The organism is Paenibacillus sp. NPDC058367, from assembly GCF_042723305.1.
GTDB lineage: Bacteria > Bacillota > Bacilli > Paenibacillales > Paenibacillaceae > Paenibacillus_AQ.
Window position 1 is genome coordinate 346,134 of the sequence record NZ_JBHXIZ010000004.1, and the last position, 20,242, is coordinate 366,375.

The 20,242-nt window shown below is 44.6% G+C and carries 15 protein-coding genes; 10 read left to right on the forward strand and 5 right to left on the reverse strand.

Annotated elements, in window-relative coordinates; all coding sequences use genetic code 11:
- Positions 1-193: 193 nt before the first annotated feature.
- Together ACFWMP_RS22225 and ACFWMP_RS22230 are read right to left on the reverse strand one after the other, a co-directional pair.
- Entirely contained in the window at positions 194-523 is a 330-nt protein-coding gene (locus tag ACFWMP_RS22225) for a hypothetical protein (protein ID WP_379424721.1), read from the reverse strand.
- A gap of 42 nt (positions 524-565) precedes the next feature.
- Positions 566-1,189 carry an acetate uptake transporter gene (locus ACFWMP_RS22230; RefSeq protein WP_042192624.1) on the reverse strand — a complete coding sequence of 208 codons (624 nt, stop codon included), beginning with the start codon at positions 1,187-1,189 and terminating at the stop codon, positions 566-568.
- A gap of 335 nt (positions 1,190-1,524) precedes the next feature.
- Between ACFWMP_RS22230 and ACFWMP_RS22235 the strand changes: the two genes are divergently transcribed.
- The 4 genes from ACFWMP_RS22235 to ACFWMP_RS22250 all read left to right on the forward strand — a co-directional run bounded on the left by ACFWMP_RS22235 (position 1,525) and on the right by ACFWMP_RS22250 (position 5,501).
- The gene (locus tag ACFWMP_RS22235) at positions 1,525-2,442 is read left to right on the forward strand and encodes a prenyltransferase (protein WP_339799260.1); all 918 of its coding nucleotides are present in this window, start codon (positions 1,525-1,527) and stop codon (positions 2,440-2,442) included.
- 133 nt (positions 2,443-2,575) lie between these two features.
- Positions 2,576-3,352 carry a DUF6081 family protein gene (locus ACFWMP_RS22240; RefSeq protein ID WP_339267698.1) on the forward strand — a complete coding sequence of 259 codons (777 nt, stop codon included), beginning with the start codon at positions 2,576-2,578 and terminating at the stop codon, positions 3,350-3,352.
- A 38-nt stretch (positions 3,353-3,390) separates the two neighbouring features.
- Positions 3,391-4,344, forward strand: coding sequence for a 1,4-dihydroxy-2-naphthoate polyprenyltransferase (gene menA / locus ACFWMP_RS22245; RefSeq protein WP_379424722.1), 954 nt, complete (start codon positions 3,391-3,393; stop codon positions 4,342-4,344).
- 161 nt (positions 4,345-4,505) lie between these two features.
- Positions 4,506-5,501 (forward strand): Gfo/Idh/MocA family protein, encoded by a 996-nt coding sequence (locus ACFWMP_RS22250; RefSeq protein WP_042192615.1) that lies wholly within the window; start codon positions 4,506-4,508, stop codon positions 5,499-5,501.
- A gap of 91 nt (positions 5,502-5,592) precedes the next feature.
- On the opposite strand, the gene ACFWMP_RS22255 is transcribed toward ACFWMP_RS22250, so the two are convergent.
- Complete coding sequence (locus ACFWMP_RS22255) at positions 5,593-6,951, reverse strand: dicarboxylate/amino acid:cation symporter (protein ID WP_042194660.1); 1,359 nt, start codon at positions 6,949-6,951, stop codon at positions 5,593-5,595.
- Positions 6,952-7,362: 411 nt separating this feature from the next.
- Between ACFWMP_RS22255 and ACFWMP_RS22260 the strand changes: the two genes are divergently transcribed.
- Together ACFWMP_RS22260 and ACFWMP_RS22265 are read left to right on the forward strand one after the other, a co-directional pair.
- Positions 7,363-8,145 carry a hypothetical protein gene (locus ACFWMP_RS22260; RefSeq protein WP_341059249.1) on the forward strand — a complete coding sequence of 261 codons (783 nt, stop codon included), beginning with the start codon at positions 7,363-7,365 and terminating at the stop codon, positions 8,143-8,145.
- Positions 8,146-8,218: 73 nt separating this feature from the next.
- On the forward strand, positions 8,219-11,947 hold the full coding sequence (locus ACFWMP_RS22265) for an S-layer homology domain-containing protein (RefSeq protein ID WP_379424723.1): 3,729 nt from the start codon (positions 8,219-8,221) through the stop codon (positions 11,945-11,947).
- 60 nt (positions 11,948-12,007) lie between these two features.
- On the opposite strand, the gene ACFWMP_RS22270 is transcribed toward ACFWMP_RS22265, so the two are convergent.
- The gene (locus ACFWMP_RS22270) at positions 12,008-13,021 is read right to left on the reverse strand and encodes a zinc-dependent alcohol dehydrogenase family protein (protein ID WP_379424724.1); all 1,014 of its coding nucleotides are present in this window, start codon (positions 13,019-13,021) and stop codon (positions 12,008-12,010) included.
- Positions 13,022-13,135: 114 nt separating this feature from the next.
- On the opposite strand from ACFWMP_RS22270, the gene ACFWMP_RS22275 reads away from it, so the two are divergent.
- The 4 genes from ACFWMP_RS22275 (at position 13,136) to ACFWMP_RS22290 (ending at position 18,425) form a co-directional block, all read left to right on the forward strand.
- A complete protein-coding gene (locus ACFWMP_RS22275) occupies positions 13,136-13,528 on the forward strand; it encodes a winged helix-turn-helix transcriptional regulator (protein ID WP_379424725.1) in 393 nt (130 codons plus the stop codon).
- 201 nt (positions 13,529-13,729) lie between these two features.
- On the forward strand, positions 13,730-14,530 hold the full coding sequence (locus tag ACFWMP_RS22280; protein ID WP_339243859.1) for an ABC transporter ATP-binding protein: 801 nt from the start codon (positions 13,730-13,732) through the stop codon (positions 14,528-14,530).
- Positions 14,523-16,181: a hypothetical protein gene (locus ACFWMP_RS22285; protein WP_379424726.1), complete on the forward strand. Its 1,659-nt coding sequence runs from the start codon at positions 14,523-14,525 to the stop codon at positions 16,179-16,181. Before ACFWMP_RS22280 ends, ACFWMP_RS22285 begins: the two co-directional genes overlap by 8 nt.
- Positions 16,182-16,409: 228 nt before the next feature.
- Positions 16,410-18,425, forward strand: coding sequence for a bifunctional diguanylate cyclase/phosphodiesterase (locus ACFWMP_RS22290; RefSeq protein WP_379424727.1), 2,016 nt, complete (start codon positions 16,410-16,412; stop codon positions 18,423-18,425).
- A gap of 95 nt (positions 18,426-18,520) precedes the next feature.
- On the opposite strand, the gene ACFWMP_RS22295 is transcribed toward ACFWMP_RS22290, so the two are convergent.
- Positions 18,521-20,215 carry a methyl-accepting chemotaxis protein gene (locus ACFWMP_RS22295; RefSeq protein ID WP_379424728.1) on the reverse strand — a complete coding sequence of 565 codons (1,695 nt, stop codon included), beginning with the start codon at positions 20,213-20,215 and terminating at the stop codon, positions 18,521-18,523.
- Positions 20,216-20,242 lie beyond the last annotated feature (27 nt).

Here is a 20,242-nt window from a genome sequence, read left to right on the forward strand (position 1 = left end):
TCACGGTATACGTTATCCTTATAATTCTCGCATAAACGCTTAAACGTCCTTAAGAGGACGCCGAAGGCGTTTTAGCTTGGAATGTCATTAGTATGGTTATGGAGGGGAGAAGTATGCGAAGGGACCTTCCGAATTCACAAAAAAAGCCCCCTTAAGGGAGCTTTATCACCTTTATTTTGTTACCTAGCTTCTACTAATGTACTTCAGGATCTTTCGATTCTGGATCTAAGGTGCTGCGGATGTCATGGTAACGGGCGGAAAGCCAAATGCTTCCGGTAAATAATACGATGAGTCCAAGAACGATAGAAAATCGCCAGTCGCCTGCTTTGAAGTTCAGCTGAAGTACCGTTAGTACAAGCGAAACCTGGGTCCAGACCAGTGTTCTTTTGCGAAAAGCCGCAATATCTCCAGACATCTTTGGGATATTCCGAATGATCCAATAGGCAATAACTGCGAGAATAAGCGCAAATATAGCGGTTATGGCTAATTCAGAAGAGGATAGGACATGCATGGTCTCAGGCATCCTTTCGGCTTGCAAAAGTTAGGATTCAAAAAAGGTGAATTACTATTTCTTGAAAATACCTAGCGGAGCTCCGATCGGTAAGAAAGTGCGTCCGAAATGAGCGTTTAGCACAGAAGCGCCACATCCGTATAAGGATACGATACCAATTCCAAGTTCGGCACAAGCAGCAAGCTTATGGAAGAATTCTGGAGCGATACCAAAGGAATCGAAGGTTAGTCCAATAAAGAGGAAATCTATCAATACAAAAATGATAAGCAAAACTCTATTAGCCTCAACCGCGCCAATGGTCATAAAGATTGTAAAGATCAAGTAACCCAGAAATACAAATCCGAGCTGCTTAGGATCTACAGCCTCTGCAAGCGTTGGGCCGAATACGCCGAGCTTGATCAGCCAGCTGCTAGCCATGCCGAACCAAAAGAAGGCGTAGGCGCCAAAGGCGGTCATACCAAAGGTGTTGTTGTGCTTAGCATCTTGAATTGCGGCGAATAGTTGAGCAAATGCTCCGAGGAAGATAGCCCAAGGAATGACGTAGCTAAGTCCTGTTGTAAACTCAAGCTTCTGTGAAGAAGCAACCAATGTGACAATAGCCAGTCCGAATAGCCCGATGGCGCTAGGGTCTGCGGTGACGATTTTGACAGATTGGGTGTTAGGGGATTGCGCTGACATGACAGTAAAAGCCTCCATTATTATATATAGTTTTACGCTCTTAAAAACAGCACTCAAGGAGCGCTGTTCATAGGCTTGCCTATCATATCATATTGGTATGTGCTTGCCTATAAAACAGCGCTCATTTTTTGTTGTAAAAGGGTGGCCTTATGTCCAATAAGAGGTTATTTACATTTTTAGCTTCAACGAAGAAACCTTTTAGCCAAACAAACCGAGGTATTATGTCAAGATTAGACATTATATGCAGTGATAATCTTCACAATCTGTTGAAAATTGATGTATAATAGTCAGTGATAATTATTATCAAGTCATAATGAAAAGGCGGTAAGCTTGAAGTGAGCAAATGGACATTATTTACGAAGGCGACCCGGTTTTGGAGTTTTTCAGTTATGCTTATCCCGATTGTTTTAGGTACAGTTGGGGCATATGTATGGGAAAGGGCATTCCATCCGGTCTTATTTATTCTAACCTTAATAGGAGCGATTTCGGCGCATCTGTTTTCCAATATGGTGAATGATCTGTGGGATTATCGCAACGGAACAGATACAGAGGCGAAGAATTCCGCTGGTGAAATCAGCACAAACTCCGGGCTACTGACAGGTGGAATCCTCTCGGAGTCTTTTTATGCAAAGATGACCTGGAGTATGTTGGCGATTGCCCTCATCTGTGGTGGAATCCTAAGTATATATAGCGGTTGGAATATCCTCTGGTTTGTACTTGCAGGTGCTTTAATCGCTTATTTCTATGTAGCCCCACCCCTGCGGTATGGCTATCGCGGCAAAGGTTACAGTGAGATGGCTATCTTTATAGCTTTTGGGATCATGCCTGTGTTAGGTTCCTTTTTCGTACAAACCGGTCATTTTAGCATGAAGCCTGTCATCCTTTCATTGCCGGTTGGATTCTTGACTACATTGCTATTGTTTAATCATCATTTCTTACATTGGAAAGCGGACGAGCAGGCTGGAAAACTTACGCTTGTTGTAGTGTGGGGTGAACAGAAGGCACTTGTCTTCTCGCGTGTGCTTCTCTTCACCGGTTATGCTTCTGTGGTGATCTGTGTGCTAATGGGCGTACTTCCAGTTTATGCACTATTGGCATTGGTTACAGCCTTCTGGCCGATTCGTATTTATCGTGGACTGAAGCCACATAATGCTTCACCAGCCTATATCCCGCTCATGGGTGCTTCACAAAAAGCCTCCGTTCGTTGTGGAGTAGTGATGGCAGCAACCTTACTAATTCAAGGATTATTCTGAAAATATAAGAATATATAGGTTTCACGCGATACATTATCCTTATATTTCTCGCATAAACGCTTACCGTCCATTAGGGACTCTGAAGGCATTTTTGCTTGTACTAATAATTACCATAAAGAAGGAGTGAGCTTTCATGGAAAAGAAGGACAAGGAACTGTTGAAGGAAGAACAAAATGTTAAAGGCAATCAAATGGTGCTTGGAGATTTCCACTCCATTTTAGAAGAAGGAAAGGTCTGGAAGACAGGTGGATTTACACTGCCTGATGGGTCCTTTTGGGCTTATCGTGAACCGGAAGCAGTAGTTATTGTTCGTAATGATACGCTGTATGTGCGTGCGAAATTGTCCCGCGAGAACCATCAAGTACAAATTCTAGACAATGCTAAGCATATGTATTACTCCGCGGAGCCAGTGGTAATTCCTGAGGCCGGAGAGATTAGCTTTGAGCTGCAAATTCGTAGCCGTACACAAGGAACAGCACCTGGAGATTTGTACGATGGTTATGTATCGCTGAACTTGCTTGATTTTACGACAGGTGCGGCGCTAGACTTTTTTGCGGGAAATGATAAATATGCTAGTGTATATGGTATTTTGCCGTTCCCGGGGGTACAAGTACCAGAGAGCAAAGGAACGAAATATTTCTGCATCTTTAAAGAAGATACGGATTTCAAACCACGTGAATTTAATACCTACCGCATAACGTACCACCGTGGCAACGATGAGGCTGTATTCTATTTGAATGGCAAAGAAGTGCGCCGTGAGAAAAATATTCCGATCAAATTCAACAACTTTACAGTCGCGCTTGGAATTATGACAGAGAAGGATCTGAGTCCTGAAGGCAGTGTGTCTGTGCATGGACAGACAGTTATTGCAGAATGGTCCCCAGTGAAGATTACAACGACTGAACAGTAATACCTTGCAGGCTCAATTGATAAATAAGGGTGTATGGTGTGAATATTAAAAGCTTTCTAAGATTTGTGGAGCTGCCGACAAAAGTAGCCAGTATGATCCCCTTTCTGATGGGAACGCTGTATGCCCTGTATCGGTTTGAGGATTTTTATGTGTTGCGTTTTGGTCTGATGTTCGTTTCCCTGCTTAGTTTTGATATGGCAACGACGGCGATTAACAACTATTACGATTTCAAAAAAGCTTCCAAAACTCACGGCTATGGCTATGAGACGCATAATGCGATTGTGCATTTTAAGCTAAAAGAGAGCACCGTCGTGGCGACGATTGTTATTTTGCTAGCTCTGGCTGCAGGGGGCGGGATTGCGCTTGTTACGCAGACGGGTTTACTGGTCTTTTTGCTGGGTGGGCTGTCGTTCTTGATAGGGATCCTTTATTCGTTCGGGCCGATCCCGATTTCGCGGATGCCGTTAGGTGAGTTGTTCTCGGGTTTGTTTATGGGCTTTGTCATTATTTTTATTTCTGCCTATATTCATACGGACGAGCATGTGGTATCGCTGTTGCTTCAGAACGGTTGGGTCAGCTTGAATATCAATATTGTGGAAGTGCTGTACCTGTTCTGGTTCTCTGTTCCTGCCATTCTAGGGATTGCAGGGATTATGCTCGCAAATAATATTTGTGATATTGATGAAGATGTGGAGAACCGCAGGTACACGCTTCCGGTCTACATTGGCCGACGTAATGCGCTTGTGCTGTTTAAATATCTATACTATGTCTCTTATCTGGATCTTGTAGTGCTGCTGATCTTGGGGATAAACCCTATTCTTGTCTTGGCGATTCTACTTACACTGATCCCATTGCACCGAAATATCGATTTGTTCAAACAGAAGCAGGAGAAGGCGAGTACCTTTATTCTTGCCGTCAAAAATTTCGTGTTGATGAATGCGGCCCGTATTGCTGTGCTTGGTGCGGCTGTGCTGTTAAACGTGATAATGTAATTTTTCCACTGAATTAAAAAGCAGTATCTATCGGAGTCGAATCTCCTATGGGTGCTGCTTTTTTGCGCTCTGACTGTACTTTTCTATTAGTGATGAGTTTCATTCTATGATAAGGTGTCTTAAAGTATAGTAACTAATCCAAGGGAAGAGGTGTAGCCATTATGGTACAAAAACTTCGGTGGGGAATCATAGGCTGTGCGCAGATTGCGACTGGCTCAGTGATGCCAGCTATCATGAATTCAGATTCGGGAGTGATTACAGCGGTAGCGAGTCGTGGCTTGGAAAAAAGCAGCGCTGTAGCCGCAGAGTTCGGAATAGAGAAAGCATATGGCAGTTACGAAGAGTTACTTGCGGATAAAGAAATCGATGCGGTGTATGTTCCGCTCCCTAATCATCTTCATCGAGAATGGGTGATCCGTGCGGCAGAAGCAGGTAAGCATGTGTTGTGTGAGAAACCGATCGCACTGAACAGTGCAGAGGCTGCAGAGATGGTGAAAGCATGCAACGATGCAGGCGTTCACTTAGCAGAAGCGTACATGTATCGGCATCATCCACGGATTGCTGAACTCCAGGACATTATCGCTAGCGGTGAAATCGGAGAATTACGCTCGATTCGAGGTACATTTACTTACAATGATGCTACAGACACTTCAAATATTCGTTTTAAATCGGCTTGGGGTGGCGGCTCGCTTTATGATGTTGGCTGCTATCCGTTAAGTGCGGCACGACTGTTGTTTGGGACGGAGCCGGAAGCTGTGACCGTGCATGCGAAGTTCTCCCCTGAGCATGATAATGTAGATATGATGGCTTCAGGGCTGGTGGAGTTTCCAAATGGTTTAAGCTTGATCTTTGATTGCGGAATGTGGGCATATAACCGCCAGCTCTTAGAGATTCTTGGGACCGAGGGACGAATTGAGGTGCCTATGCCTTTCAACGCTAGAGACGAGGATGCGGAATTCTTTGTGTACACTGGTGATGAGGTGAGACGGGTCGATGCCACAGGGGCTAATCCATACATACGGCAGGTGGATGATTTTGCAGCCGCTGTGTTCACAGGTAAGAGACTCATTGCACCGGAGGATCCGGTGCTAAGTATGCGTCTGGTTGAAACCTGCCTTGCTTCAGCTAAACAACGGCAAAGAATTAGCATGGTGTAACAGCGAATCTAATATGGATCTACGTTAAAAAAACCTCCGGCTTGCTGCTATAAGCAGCTGCCGGAGGTTTTTTTGTTTGCATGTTCGGATTTTAAACTGTGCTCAAGAGAATATCATCTTCGTCATCATTGCTATTAAAGGCTTCGCGGTCAAATTCACCTTCTGAATTCGCGACCAACAACGCGGTTACAGCTGTTCCTGTTGCATTTACAGCGGTACGACCCATATCGATGAGCGCTTCTACACCTGCAACGATAGCGATTCCTTCAAGCGGCAGGCCAAGAGCGGTTAAGACCACCGTAGTGGAGATTACGGCTGGTCCAGGTACGCCAGCTACACCAATTGAAGAGATGATACTTACTAAGACCAGTGTAATATAGTCAGTCCAGTTCAGATCAATACCGAATACTTGGGCGGTGAACACAGCCACAATCGCCGGCCAAATGCCACCGCACGCATTAAAGTTGACCGATGCTCCTAACGGCGCAATAAAGCTCGCGATCCGCGGGGAGACATGAAGGCGCTTCGTAATCACTTCAAGATTGACAGGAAGTGTTGCGTAGCTGCTTCTAGTCGTGAAGGCAACGGTAATAGTTGGATAGATTTTGCGGAAGAAACGAATTGGATTCACCTTCGCTACTAATAGAACCAACCCGCCAAAGATAAGAACAAAATGAATAATCATTGCGACATATGAGGTAATGATTACGCTGCCCAGTTCCTGCAACGTTTCCCAGCCATAACGTGCGGTAATTCCTGCAATCAGTGCGAAGACACCGTAAGGCGTCAAGCGAATAATGAATTTCACGACCTGATGCAGTATCAGTGTCAGGGATTCAATAAGATCACGTACAGGTTTCACGGCTTCCGGTTTCTTGGAGCCAATTTTGATTATAGCTACTGCTAGGAAGATAGCAAAAATGAGCAGAGGCACAACCTTACCCGTAGCTGCTTCATTCACAGGGTTAGATGGCACAAGATCCAGAATAACCTGTGAGAAGGTCGGAATTTCCCGGGCGGCGAAATCTGCAGGTACATCCTGTTGTATCCCTTGACCAGGATTGAACAGCAGCGCAACCGATAGGCCGATAATAGAAGCGATACCCGTCGTTCCGAGGAACCAGGCGAAGGTTTTGATCCCTATTTTGCGCAGATACTCCAGATTAGTTAAGGAAGAAATACTGTTTAATACGAGTATGAATACTAAAGGGATGACGAGCATGCGAATCAGGCTGACATAAATGCTGCCGAATGTACTGATAGCTTTGGTCTCTAAATCGAAGTATTGAAAGAATATTCCGGCAATAAGTCCGATGCCAAGTCCGATGAGTACCCGAGTACCAAATCCAATGCGTTTACGTGCCAGTAGAAACAAAATTGCAAAAACAAATATGGAAGCTACAAATCCATACCAGTTCGTTTCGATGGCGGATAACAAGTTGTTATCTATGTTCACTACTAATACCCCCTTAAACCTAGTTTTTTAATGTGATTAATCCTATTGAGATCAATCTATATAGAATTTATAGTAAAGTCAATGTAATAATATGTTAAAAATAATCAATCCCGATAAAAACCATGTGAAAAATAAAAATTGATTGACAAGGCGCATCGTCATGAATAATATGGAACTTAATCACAAGCCAATTGGAATCGACTGGACAGCCGGAGATTCAACGAAAGACGCGTGTTTTGCGTCTCGTTGAGTCTCTTTTTTTTATTTTAGAGAAAGGAGAATTTAGGGGTTAAGGTACAACGATGAAGTTAAGAAGCATGGATCTACTGGACAGCCAGAGATTCAACAGGTACTTAATACGTGCCGTGTTGGGTCTTATTTTATTTGAAAAGGATGGTACACATTATGAAAAAACTTACGATATCTTTGGTTGCTGCAACTGTTGTCTTTTCCGCACTGACGTATGCCGCAGTATCCGCTAATAAAAAGACAGCAGAGGCAGCATCCATTGAAGCAAGCAGTAATACAGCAGTATCGGTTTCAGCAGCAGCGGCACCTGTAGCTACTTCTGCAGCCGAAGTCGTTGTTCAGGCAGAAGCCACTCCGGCTCCTGTTACAGTAACGGTTCAGCCGGAATCTTCAGCTCCAGCAGTGGAGACTGTCTCCGCAAAAGCGACTGCTGCCCCAGACGCAACCGTTGATTCTGCGGAGAAGACTGTTGCCTCAACAGCTCCAGCGGTGGGTGAAACTCAGCCTAAGGCGACCGCAGCTCCAGCCGTGGAGACCGCTAAGGTAGCTACAACTACAACCACGGTAGCTGCGACTGTCAAAACGCAAACTCAAACAGCTACACCGGTTCCAACGTCTGCGCCTACGGCAGCTCCAAAAGCAATCGTAACTGCCAAAGCAGCTCAACCGACATCTGCTCCTGTCGTATCTGCTCAGCCTAAGGCTACTGCGGCTCCTGTAGTAACGGCAACGGAAGCACCTTCGAAATCGAAATCCATTACTTTCTCCACAACTGAGGTGGTTAAAGCGACAGCCGCTCCGGTCGTTGAGTCTGCCCAACCGAAGACATCGTCTTCTGCACCTGCATCATCCACGGTCAGCGCACCAGCAGCTGCTCCAGCGGAAACGGTTCAGGCACCCGCACCGGCACCAGCCGCTGAGGAAGAGGTTTGTCCTTGATGAGCGGCAGGCTCATTCAGGATTCCTTTCAGCCCATACATCACATAAACCTATTTAAGGCGAGGTGCACATAATGATACGACCATTAACCTTTAAAAAAATTCTAACGCTGCTGTTGGCAGCCTCCCTGCTAATTCTGCCTACTCAGGCAGGAAGAGCTTATGCTAATCCGGATAACGCAGAGGTGCTAACTTCTTTTGGCTCAAGTAGTGGTGTAAGCCACTTTGATTATTTCAGTCATGTCTATGACCGTCTGAATGATCCTAACCATGTATTTAAAACGGCAACCTATGAGGATATCGTTCATCTTTTTGAGAGTGAAGGCACTTACGCTGTTCTGGTTGGCGGCGCTTGGAGCGAGAATACACAGGCCGATATCGGCTTTATCAATGAAGTAGCTAAAGAATATGGTATTTCTACGATTTATAACTTTGATACTAAGCTGGACGGTGACACGCTCCAGATTGCAGACAGCAATAATAAATTTGCTTACAAATACGTTGACCTGGTAAACAAATATTTAAAGAATTTGAATCTGTCCTCGAAGGATGTTCCAGAACGCAATGTTAGCTATACCAATAAAAACGGGGATGTCGTAACTGCTAATAAGATCGAATCTCCATTCCTGTTGGTCTACAACAAGGATCACAAGGATGCACAAGGAAATATCGCTCCTGTTGTATCCTATCTGGATAAAAGCTACTCGTGGAATGAGTTCCTGACGAACGGAACACTTGATGCTACGAAGGTTAATGCGTATAAAGCATCAGTAAGAGAGGTACTTAGTGCCGCTTCTGGGTATAACACGATCGATGAATCTGCTTATATCAAGGCGGCGTTTAACAAGAACTACGAGGGCGAAAATGAGGGCAAACCTACGATCTTCAACGAATCGGACGGTACGCTCGTGTATGAACATGTGACCTACCATCAGCTGAAGCAAATTTTGGCGAGTGATGGCAACTATGCGATTTTGTTAGGTGGATCATGGTGCCCTAACACGCAAGCGGTTATCAAATATATTAATGAGTATGCCAAAAAGCATAATATCGATAAGGTCTACTTCTTCGATACGAAGCTCGACTCTGGGGTGACGGTTGCTGAACCAAGCAACAACAGCGGCACCAAGGGCAATGCCAATCCGCACAATAATAATGAGCTTCAGATTAGAACAACCAATCACCCATATGTGAAGTTGTATGTTGATCTGGTCCGTACTTATCTGACTAATATCAAGACCGAGAACAATACAGCAGCCAAACCATCTGTGATTAGTTATGTGAATGAGCTTGGAGACACCGTGATTGGAGATAGACTTCAGGTTCCATATCTGTTCACGTACAACAAGGATAACAAAGATACAGACGGCACTAATGCACCTATTCTAGGGCATATTGAGCTTATGTACAGCTGGACGAACATCCAACCGGATTACGTGCAGGCGAATTACCCAGTCGGAGCCAGATACACTAACACTACAACAGCTCTGGATAAGCTATTCTCCAAACTGGAAGCTGTGCCCGCTGGACTTACAGGTGTAGCACCAACCGCAGCAGACAGTAAGGATGGGCAAATCTTGGGCACAAGTTCGGCCTTGGAATATAAGCTGGCTGGAGATACGGCATATACGCCAGTATCAGGATCAGCAATTACAGGGCTTGCGCCTGGTGTTTATAAAGTAAGATATGCGGCTACATCAGGATATCAAGGTCCAACGAACGCAGCGGGACCAACGATCATTCCTTATAATGCTGGAGAAGACGTAAGTGTGGAGGTGCCTGCTTATATCCATCAACAAGCAGCTCCAACAGGTCTATTAGGGGTAGCTCCTACTTCTGAAGCTAACGATGATGGGCAAATTACGGGCTCAGCTGAAGGGCAGGAGTATAAGGGTGTTGGAGAAGCTGATTATAAGCCTGTAACAGGCGTAGCCATCACAGGTCTTACTCCGGGCTTTTATAATGTGAGATTTGCGGCAAAAGAAGGATACAGCGTAGGTAAAGATGCTACTGTTGAAGTTCCGGCCTATGGCGAGCAAGCAGCTCCTGTAGGGCTAGTAGGGGTGGCACCGACTACTGCAGCCAATAATGATGGCAAAATCACAGGGACTACGAAAGCGTTGGAGTATAAGCTATCAACAGTTACCGATTATGTCTACGCAACAGATGTAGAGATCGTTGGACTGGTACCGGGGACGTATCAGGTAAGATACGCAGCCAAAGAAGGATTTAATGCAGGCAGAGTAGCAGAAGTGATTGTTCCAGTATTCACTGCAGAGCAAGCAGCGCCATCCGGTTTACAGGGGGTAGCACCTACCTCTACTGCGAACAATGATGGGAAAATTACAGGAACCACAACAGCCTTAGAATATAAGCTGTCCAGTGTGACTAATTATGTGTATGCACCAGATAAAGAGATTACAGGTCTAATACCAGGTACGTATCAAGTTCGATACGCAGCGAAAGAAGGTTATAAGGCGAGTCCAGTAACTAATATTATTGTCCCTGCTTATGTATCTATTTCAGACCCAGGAACAAGTGGGCCTGGCGGCAGCAATCCTGCGCCGAGCACGACCACACCAACACCAACAGCAAGCCCTCAACTGGTTGCTACAACAACAACCGGTAACACTGTGAATTTATCATCAACAGCAGCAACCAAAACGGATAAAACCACAGGAGTAACCACAGCAACAATCACGAAGGAAGCGGCTACCGAGCTTGTGAATCTTGCTAAAAAGGCAGAAGCGGATGGGAAGAAAGCCGTACTTGAAATTAAAGTAGCAGCTACTTCTGAAACCCAAACAGCCGAGCTTACGCTACCGAGAAGCATAATTAACGAGTTGGTCTCTGGTACAAAGGCCGAGATTACCATTCATTATGAGAATGTCGGTACGATTACGCTTGATGCTAAATCTTTGGCAAGTATCAGCTCAGCCTCGGATGCAGGGGATATTGTCATAACCATTGCTAAGGTTTCGTTAACGGCAGAAGGTAAGGCCGTTCTCGGGGACAGATCGGTTTATGATTTGTCGGTAAAAGCAGGTCAGAGTACCATTTCCACCTTTGGTGGGGGCATTATCCATATCAGTGTGCCGTATACATTGCAAGCAGGAGAACAGAAAGATGCGGTCATCGTATACCATATCAATACCAACGGAAGCTTGGAGAATGTACGCGGGAATTATAACGCTGCCAAGGGAACCGTAGATTTTGTTACCACACATTTCTCCCAATATATTATTGGATATAACAAGGTGAGCTTTGCGGATGTTTCAGAGACTTCGTGGTATAGCAGTGCAGTAGGTTATCTTGCGGCACGCAGTATCACATCCGGCACGGATGCAGAGCATTACAGTCCGAATGCTGCAATAACTAGAGGGCAATTCATAGTCTTGCTCTTGAATGCTTATGGCATCACACCCGACGCTACCGCAACTGATAATTTTGCGGATGCGGGCAATACGTATTACACGAACTATCTCGCGACTGCTAAGCGCCTTGGGGTAGCCACAGGTTCTGGAGATAATCAATTCCATCCAGAGGTTCAGATCACTAGACAGGAGCTATTTACACTCCTGTATCGCTCACTTGTATCGCTAGGTGAACTGCCATCCGAGAAGAAGGCTGTAGCTCTTTCTGATTTTGGTGATGCATGGGATATTGCTGGCTATGCACAGGAAGCCCTTCAGGCGCTGGTGGAAAGAGGCGTAGTAACCGGAGCGAATAGCAAGCTGAGTCCTAAAGAAGTTACTACAAGAGCGCAAGCGGCACAGGTCATTTATAATTTATTATCGAAATGATTGGCGGTAGCTGAATATAACAGTAGAACCCCCCTGCTTTTTTACAGGGGGGTTCTACTGTTAAAACTTAATGCAGATTTTTCCGAAGTGTGTACCCTTAGCCAAGTATTGCAATGCTTCAACAGATTGTTCAAATGGAAATACAGCGTCAATGATAGGGCGAAGTCCATTTTGTTCAACCGCACGGTTCATCGTCTCAAACATGTCACGGCTTCCGACATTGATGGCTTGAAGGCGTGCTTTTCTCAGAATTGCAGGGATGATTTCAAAGCCCTCGACTTGGAAGCCCGACAGACCGCCTACCAGGCTGATCCTTCCACCCACCCGCAGCGCCCCGATTGACTTATTTAATGTGGATGATCCACCGAGATCAACAATATGGTCTGCCCCGCGTCCCCCTGTCAGCTCAAGAACAGCCTTATCCCATTCAGGGGTCTTTAAATAATTGATACCGAAATCCGCTCCCAATCCCTTTGCACGCTTAAGCTTCTCATCGCTGCTTGATGTGATGATCACTTGTGCACCGTGAAGCTTGGCAAATTGAAGCGCGAATAGTGAAACTCCACCCGTTCCTTGTATCACTACAGTCTCTCCAGCCTTCACCTTTCCTTCTTCAACAATAGCATGCCAGGCTGTAACACCAGCACAAGGAAGTGTTGCCGCTTCTTCATCAGTTAATAGATCTGGAACACGAACCAATCCCTCCCCGGGAAGCACAACATATTCTGCAAGCAACCCATTAAGCGGACTTCCAAGTGAGCTCACCCAATTTTCTTGTGTAGGTTCTCCCGAAATCCAGCTTTGAGTAAAAATACCGCTTACCCGGTCACCAATCTTGAATCTGGACGTATGCTCACCTAAAGCGACAACTTCACCAACACCGTCCGATACTGGAATTAAAGGAGCGTTCAAAATCGGGTTATAAAAACCATCAATGACACCTAAATCTCTAGCGTTAAGGGAAACTGCCCGCATTTTTATACGAACTTCACCAGAACGAGGATTAGGAATTGGATTTTCGGCTACCTTCAGTTGATCGAGCCCAAATTCACTTTGAATTTCGTATACTTTCATGAGCAATCTCTCCTTCTTGAAGTGCATAGACATACAATAATCCATAAATTACACTTAAGTAAGGAGGCACTTTATAGTATCCAGGGAACCAAAAAGTGCACGGGAGGACTTTATATGAACAATCCATTTTCGACGAATGCCGTAGAGCCTGATATCTCGTTATCGATTTGTGGGTACAGTAAGGTCCTTGATATTATCTCTAATAAATGGACAGCTTTGGTCATCTATGCCATGGAAGATGGAATCATTCGTTACAGTGATATCAGAAGACGAATCGAAGGCATCTCTAAAAAAATGCTAACTCAAACTTTGCGGCAACTGGAACGAGATGGGTTGGTAAAGCGTGAGATTACACCTTCCGTTCCACCCATCGTAGAGTATTCTCTAACCCCCCTAGGAGTGTCGTTACTTGAGCCTATGAGAGCGTTAAATCAGTGGACGAGTCAAAATTATGTATGGGTTGAAAAGGCCAGAGCTTCATATGATCAAGTGGATCAAACAGAATAATTTGTGTGGGATAGATCTCTACACTTTAAGGGGGAACCAATGGTTCTCCCTTTTGTGCTGAACAGGGCATTAGCATTCATAGATATAAGATTAGTGAGTTAAATTATGGAGCGGGATTCAGTTGAATGATACAATTATTGTAATTTTATGAAATAGTAATTTTTAACATCGTCAATTAGTCGCTAGAGAGGGGATTAGGATATGGGCCTTGCTGATGATCCAGTCATTGCGATTTCTGGTTTATGGATGAACTACACTGACCGAATGGTGCTAAAGGGCATTGACCTTAAGGTATACAGAGGACAAATTATTGGCTATATCGGCCCTAACGGGGCAGGAAAGAGTACAACTGTTAAGATTATGCTCGGTCTGGTAGAAGGCTACAACGGCAAAGTAGAGATTTTCGGTAGGGATATTGCTGATGGAGATGTTTCTTACAAAAAAAGAATAGGTTATGTGCCGGAGGTAGCCGAATTATATGATAGCCTCACCGCTAGGGAGTATCTAACTTTTGTAGGTGAGTTGTATGGCATGAAGCGTAGTGATGTGGATTACAAGGCTGGAAAATTAATGGCCTTGCTAGGTCTTGAGAAAGCTTATGATTCGCGGATCGCAACCTTCTCCAAAGGGATGAAACAAAAGGTACTGCTGATCTCCAGTATGCTTCATGATCCCGATATTCTGTTCCTAGATGAACCGTTGAGCGGTCTGGATGCCAATAGCGTAATGGTGGTAAAGGAGATTTTTGCATCTTTGGCGGCAAGGGGCAAGACCATTTTCTATTCTTCACACATCATGGATGTAGTTGAGAAGATCAGTAGCCGGATCGTTTTGATCGATGGTGGAGATATCGTGGCGGATGGGAGCTTTGCTGAGCTAAGAGAGAAGGGCCGCGAAGGGTCGCTTGAGGATATTTTTAATCAATTAACTGGATTTGATAAATACCGTGATATTGCTGGGGAATTTGTTGCGGTCATGCAAGAGGTATCTTCTCATGACTGATTTCTATGTGCTGAAGCTTCTGGATAAGCTGCGAGGTGGGTTTAGCCGAATCGGAGTTGATTATGATGTGATGCGGAGTATTCTGCAGGTCAAACTGACGATGGACGGAAGAAGAACACCGACAGTGCTCGCTGGAATGCAGAAGAAGGAGGAGAAGAAAGAGGGCTCGCCGCTGCGGGTGCAATGGATTTATTTACTTTTTGGCGTCATGTTAATTCCTCTTATGATGTTAACGGGGAACTATATGCTGCAGATGAGTCTAGTGTTTGGTGTAGTGATGTTTATGATTACGACCACACTGATCTCTGATTTCTCTTCCGTGATGCTTGATCTTCGGGACAAAAACATACTGGCTTCAAAGCCAGTGAACCGCCGTACCTTGAACATGGCGAAGAGCATCCACATTCTCATTTATTTATTTTCAGTGACGCTGACATTGACCGGACCTTCGCTGATTTTGTGCCTGTTCAAACAGGGAGTACTATTTTTTCTAATATATGCTGTTGAGATCATTCTGATGGACTGCTTTATTCTCGTCATTACGGCGCTGCTTTATTTACTGATCATGAAGTTTTTCGACGGGGAGAAGCTCAAAGATATTATTAATTATGTACAGATCATTTTGACTATAGGGATTACAGTAGGGTATCAGCTCGTTGTTAGACTGTTCGATATTGCTGAATTGAGCCTCTCTTTTAAGCCGGCATGGTGGCAGTATTTGATTTCTCCGATTTGGTTTGCGGCTCCATTTGAGATGTTGATTGGCGGGGCGAGAGATACACACTTCGTGGTGCTTTCAGTGCTAGCTTTAGTAATTCCGGTTCTGCTGATTGTGGCTTATATTAAGCTGATGCCTTTATTCGAAAAGAGCTTACAGAAGCTTTCAGAGCAAGGGAACGTTGGCAAGAGTAACGCCCGAATGGTGGACTGGTTGTCGAAAGTAACTTGTAAGAACCCGGTAGAGGGCATGTTTTTTCGCTTTAGCTGGTCAATGATGAAGAATGAGCGTGACTTCAAGTTAAAGGTATATCCGGCAATCGGTTATTCCATTGTCTTCCCGTTCATTTTTATATTTGGGATCTTTTGGGATGGGAATGCATCGTCTATCAAGGATTCGAACACATACCTGATGATTTATTTCGGTGCGACGTTACTTCAGACGGTTGTTCTAATGCTAAGGTACTCTGCGGGTTATAAAGGCTCTTGGATTTATAAGCTGATTCCTCTGCCAAACACCGCACCCATCTATCGTGGAATGCTTAAGGCAGCGATAGTTCGCCTGCTATTACCTTTATTCGCTATAGAAGCGATAGTGTATCTTTGGTTGTTTGGGCTGCGGATTGTGCCAGACTTGGTAGTCGTGCTGTTTGCAATGCTGATCTATGCGGTCATTTGTTTCCGTTCTTATCCTCCGGTACTACCTTTCTCAGAACGATATGAGGCAGCTAAACAGAAGAATTACACCGCAAACTCCTTTGGGTTATTATTTTTGCTGATGGGGATGGCAGGTATTCATTATGTCTTCACTTTGTTTATGGGTGGAGTTTATATCTACCTGTTGGTTTTGGTAGTTTTGAATCTATGGATATGGCGAATTACCTTTCCCAAAAATGTATCATCAACAGGTCGTGGTTCAAGTTTTCCGGGTTGAGTGATTGTGTCAAATATGGACATTTTTCGCGTAATAAAAAAGGGTATAAATTCCAGTATTTACTTAGACAATCTTCTGAATACAGAGTAGAATACATCTAAAGTTTCTTTTTATGGATAACCTATAATCTTTACGCACTCTTCCATATCTGATATTCGTGTACTGATTTTTTACTTGAGAAATACGCTGAGCGATTACGGGATTCAAAACCGGTGAAGAGGTTAACTAATGGATAAAATGGGAATCCACTATAATGTTTGGATTGTTTTACTATCATTTGTGCTAGCGGCGACAGTTACTTACTCTGCACTGAATCTGATTTCGCAAGTTTCACGTTCTACTGGCAAAATCCGACGTCTGTGGTTGATCTCGGGAGCTTGTGTATTAGGCTGCGGTATATGGGCAATACATTATGTTGGGATAATGGCGAATCGCTTTCCGGCAGAGGTCAATTATTATCCAGGCAGATCTATAATATCACTATTAGTTGGTGTGTTATTCTGCTATTTGGCATTCCGGATCACTTCTGTTCCTCAGTTAAAGATATGGAATTTAGTAGTAGGCGGTATTCTCTTGGGAAGCGGCTTTTCGGCTATGCATTATATCGGAATGTCTTCTATGAAGATTGCGACGAGGATTCATTATGATATATGGATTCAAGCCGTTGCTGTAATTCTGGTTTTGGTTTCCTCTTATATCGGATTATTGATGTTCCACAAGTTTAAAGAATACGCAGGGTTTCAGCGATGGAAGCTATACTCGGCGTTGTTTATCGGATTTTCAGTTACCGGATTGCATTACACAAGTGTAAAGGCTTGTCATTTTGAATATAACAACTTACCTGGAAGCAAACCTTTTTTTGTAGAGACTGATGTTATACTGTTAATGGCATTTTCGCTGGCAGCGCTACTTATGCTCGCAGTTTCTGCTGGCGCCGTATTTCTGGATCGCCATGTGCTTGAACGAATGGTTTATCAAGATCCGCTAACAGAGCTGCCGAATCGACATGGACTAGAACGCTATTTTAAAGATGAATTTTTTGAAAGCAGATCTGGTGCTGTTTTTATTGTAGATCTAGATCGCTTTAAGTCGATTAATGATACGCTTGGACATGATATAGGTGATATGCTACTACAGGAGGTCGCTGTTAGATTAATTCGTTCTGTAGGCGATAAAGGAAAGATCTTCCGTTTAGGCGGTGACGAATTCCTGATTGCTCTTCCAGATTGCACGCTGGAGGGTGCGCAGGAAGAAGCAGGGCATATTATGCATGAACTTAAGGAATTCTATCGTATTCAGGGCAATGAGCTATATGTTACTGCAAGTGTTGGAATCAGTATGACTCCTATGCATGGGACTGATCGCTCAGCGCTAATGAAGGCTGCGGATACGGCTCTTTATACCTCTAAGGATTCAGGTAAGAATAAATGCAGTGTGTTCGACCAGGAAGTAAATCGCCATCAGTTGCGGCGGATGTCGCTAGAGAAGGATCTTCGAAAAGCGTTGGCTCGTTCTGAGTTTATGGTTGTGTATCAGCCGAAATGGGATTCATATATGAATGTTACGGTGGGTCTTGAAGCGCTGCTGCGCTGGAGACACCCAGAGCATGGGATCATTTCGCCAGCGGAATTCATTCCTATTGCAGAGGAGACCGGACTGATCGTTCCGATTACCTATTGGATGCTACATGATGTGTGTAGCCAGAACAGGTTCTGGCATAAGGAAGAGATAGCTAACGTACCGGTCTCTATTAATATGTCCGCACGGATGTTTGAGGATGGGAGTCTATACGATGTTGTAGCGGAAGCACTCACATGTGCAGAATTAGAGCCACACTTTCTCGAACTGGAGATTACAGAGTCCATTGCGATGCATAACATGAAAGAGACGGTTGCACAGCTGTCTAGACTTCGAATGCTTGGGGTAAGAGTATCGCTGGATGACTTTGGGACAGGCTTCTCCTCCCTTGGTAATTTGGATGAAATCCCAGTGAACACACTCAAGATTGACCAAGTATTTATTCGTAACAGCAAGATGCACTCCAAGAAAGCTATTATCAGCAATATTATTGCGATAGCGACTCATCTTAATATGGAAGTCGTGGCGGAAGGTGTGGAGACACCAGAGCAGATTGAATTGCTGAAATCACTGGGTTGTAGAGTCATGCAGGGTTATTATTACGGTCGGCCGATGCCTGTACATGAGCTGGGTGAGTGGTTTATAGCGAATACGGCAGCGTCGTGATCTCAATACATAGAAGAGGGGCTAGCGACCAAGCAGAATTTCTCTGCTTGGTCGCTAGCCCCTTTAAGTTTAAGAACTTACATGAATAAGAAGAATTATACTTTGAAACGTTCAATTAGAATCTGTAGCTTCTCAGCTAGCGAGGACAGGAAACCTGCAGCTGACTCCACTTCTTCCATGGCTGCAAGCTGCTCTTGTGAGGAGGCGGATAATGTTTCCGCACCGCTTGCTGTCTGATTAGCGACGTCTACAATATTCTGTAGAGTAGTAACGAGACCATCGGAGATGGAGGCTAGCTCGCGGACTGTTCCGGAAATCTGCTGACTTTGTGAAGCCATCCCAGAGACGGACATCTCAATCTCGGAGAAGGATTGACCTGCCGTTACGATTAATTCCCGGCCTTGATCCATCTCTTCTGTAGAGCGCTTCATGGTTTCTCCTGCTTGGTCCATCTGATTTACGATGATGCTTACGAGTTGTCCGATTTGAGCAGCAGATTGGGCGGATCGCTCGGCAAGCTTGCGTACGGATTGTGCAACTACCGCAAAGCCTCTTCCCTCTTCTCCGGCTCTTGCAGCTTCAATGGCTGCATTCAGCGACAGCAAATTGGTTTCTTCTGCGATGCTCGCAATCGTGCCCACAATATTCTCAATTTCCTTGGAGTAGCCACCCAAGGTTTCAATAATGACAGCTAAATCAGTGATGCTGTCACTGACGATGCTCATCTGTTGTGTAGTAGAGTCCATTGCTTCTCGACCTGTACGAGCCTTTTCGGCGTTACTGGTAGCATTATTCATTGCGTTATCAGCATTTCCTGCAATCTCTGTAATGAAGTGTGACAAGTCTTGTACAGACTTATATCCACCCTCCAAATTTTGCAATTGTGTATTAGCTCCATCAGCAAGTTCAATCGAAACGTTGACACTGTACTCACCAGCACGGTTAGTTTCCTGTGCACTGGCAGAGAGCTCTTCGGATGAAGACGCCACCTGCATGGAGGTTTCATTAACTTCGGTAATGAGCATGCGCAAGCTCTGCGTCATGCCGTTGAAATTTCGAGCTAGTGTACCAATCTCATCCTTGCTGTTGAATGAAATAGGATCATGAGTAAGATCACCCTGTGCAACAAGATTTACGCCTCTGGATAGCTTTGTTAGTGGACTTACCATTCGGCGGATTAAGAGATATGCTGCCACAATAGCAATAACTAGAATGGAAGTCCCGATAATAAAAGGCTGAACAATGATGTCTCGGGTCCGTTCTTGAATTAATGGGCCATCGAAGTTAATAGCCATTAGAGCAACTATAGGCTTGGACGGATCATGATCCTGATAGATGGGGCCGTAACCCGTCTTAAGTGAGGTACCTTCGTATGTATAAACCTTGGAGTAAGCGGAATGCTTAGATTTAGTGATCACTTGTTTCTCTTCATCTGAGAAATAAAAAGTGTCGCCTGCTTTATAACCTCTTGCTTTGAAGCTTGAATCTGCGGCGAGGATCTTTCCGTCTAGCGATAAAATGAACGCCTCTTTAAAAATAGCCTTATGTGCCACAATCCAACCGATCCGGTCTTCGACAGCCTCCAACTTGCTTTGATCTCCTGCAATTAACGCGGTAATATCTGATGGGTCAATCAGCCCGGTTGTGATATTGGCGCATCCTACCAATTCGATACCTGCTGCTTCATCTACTTGCTTATACGCAGTACGGTATCCGAAGAACCCGATGGATGATCCAACAAGAAGTAACACGATGAACATCATCCAAGTTAATTTAGTTGCCAATTTCATTCTTTGCACCAACCTTGACAAAATATG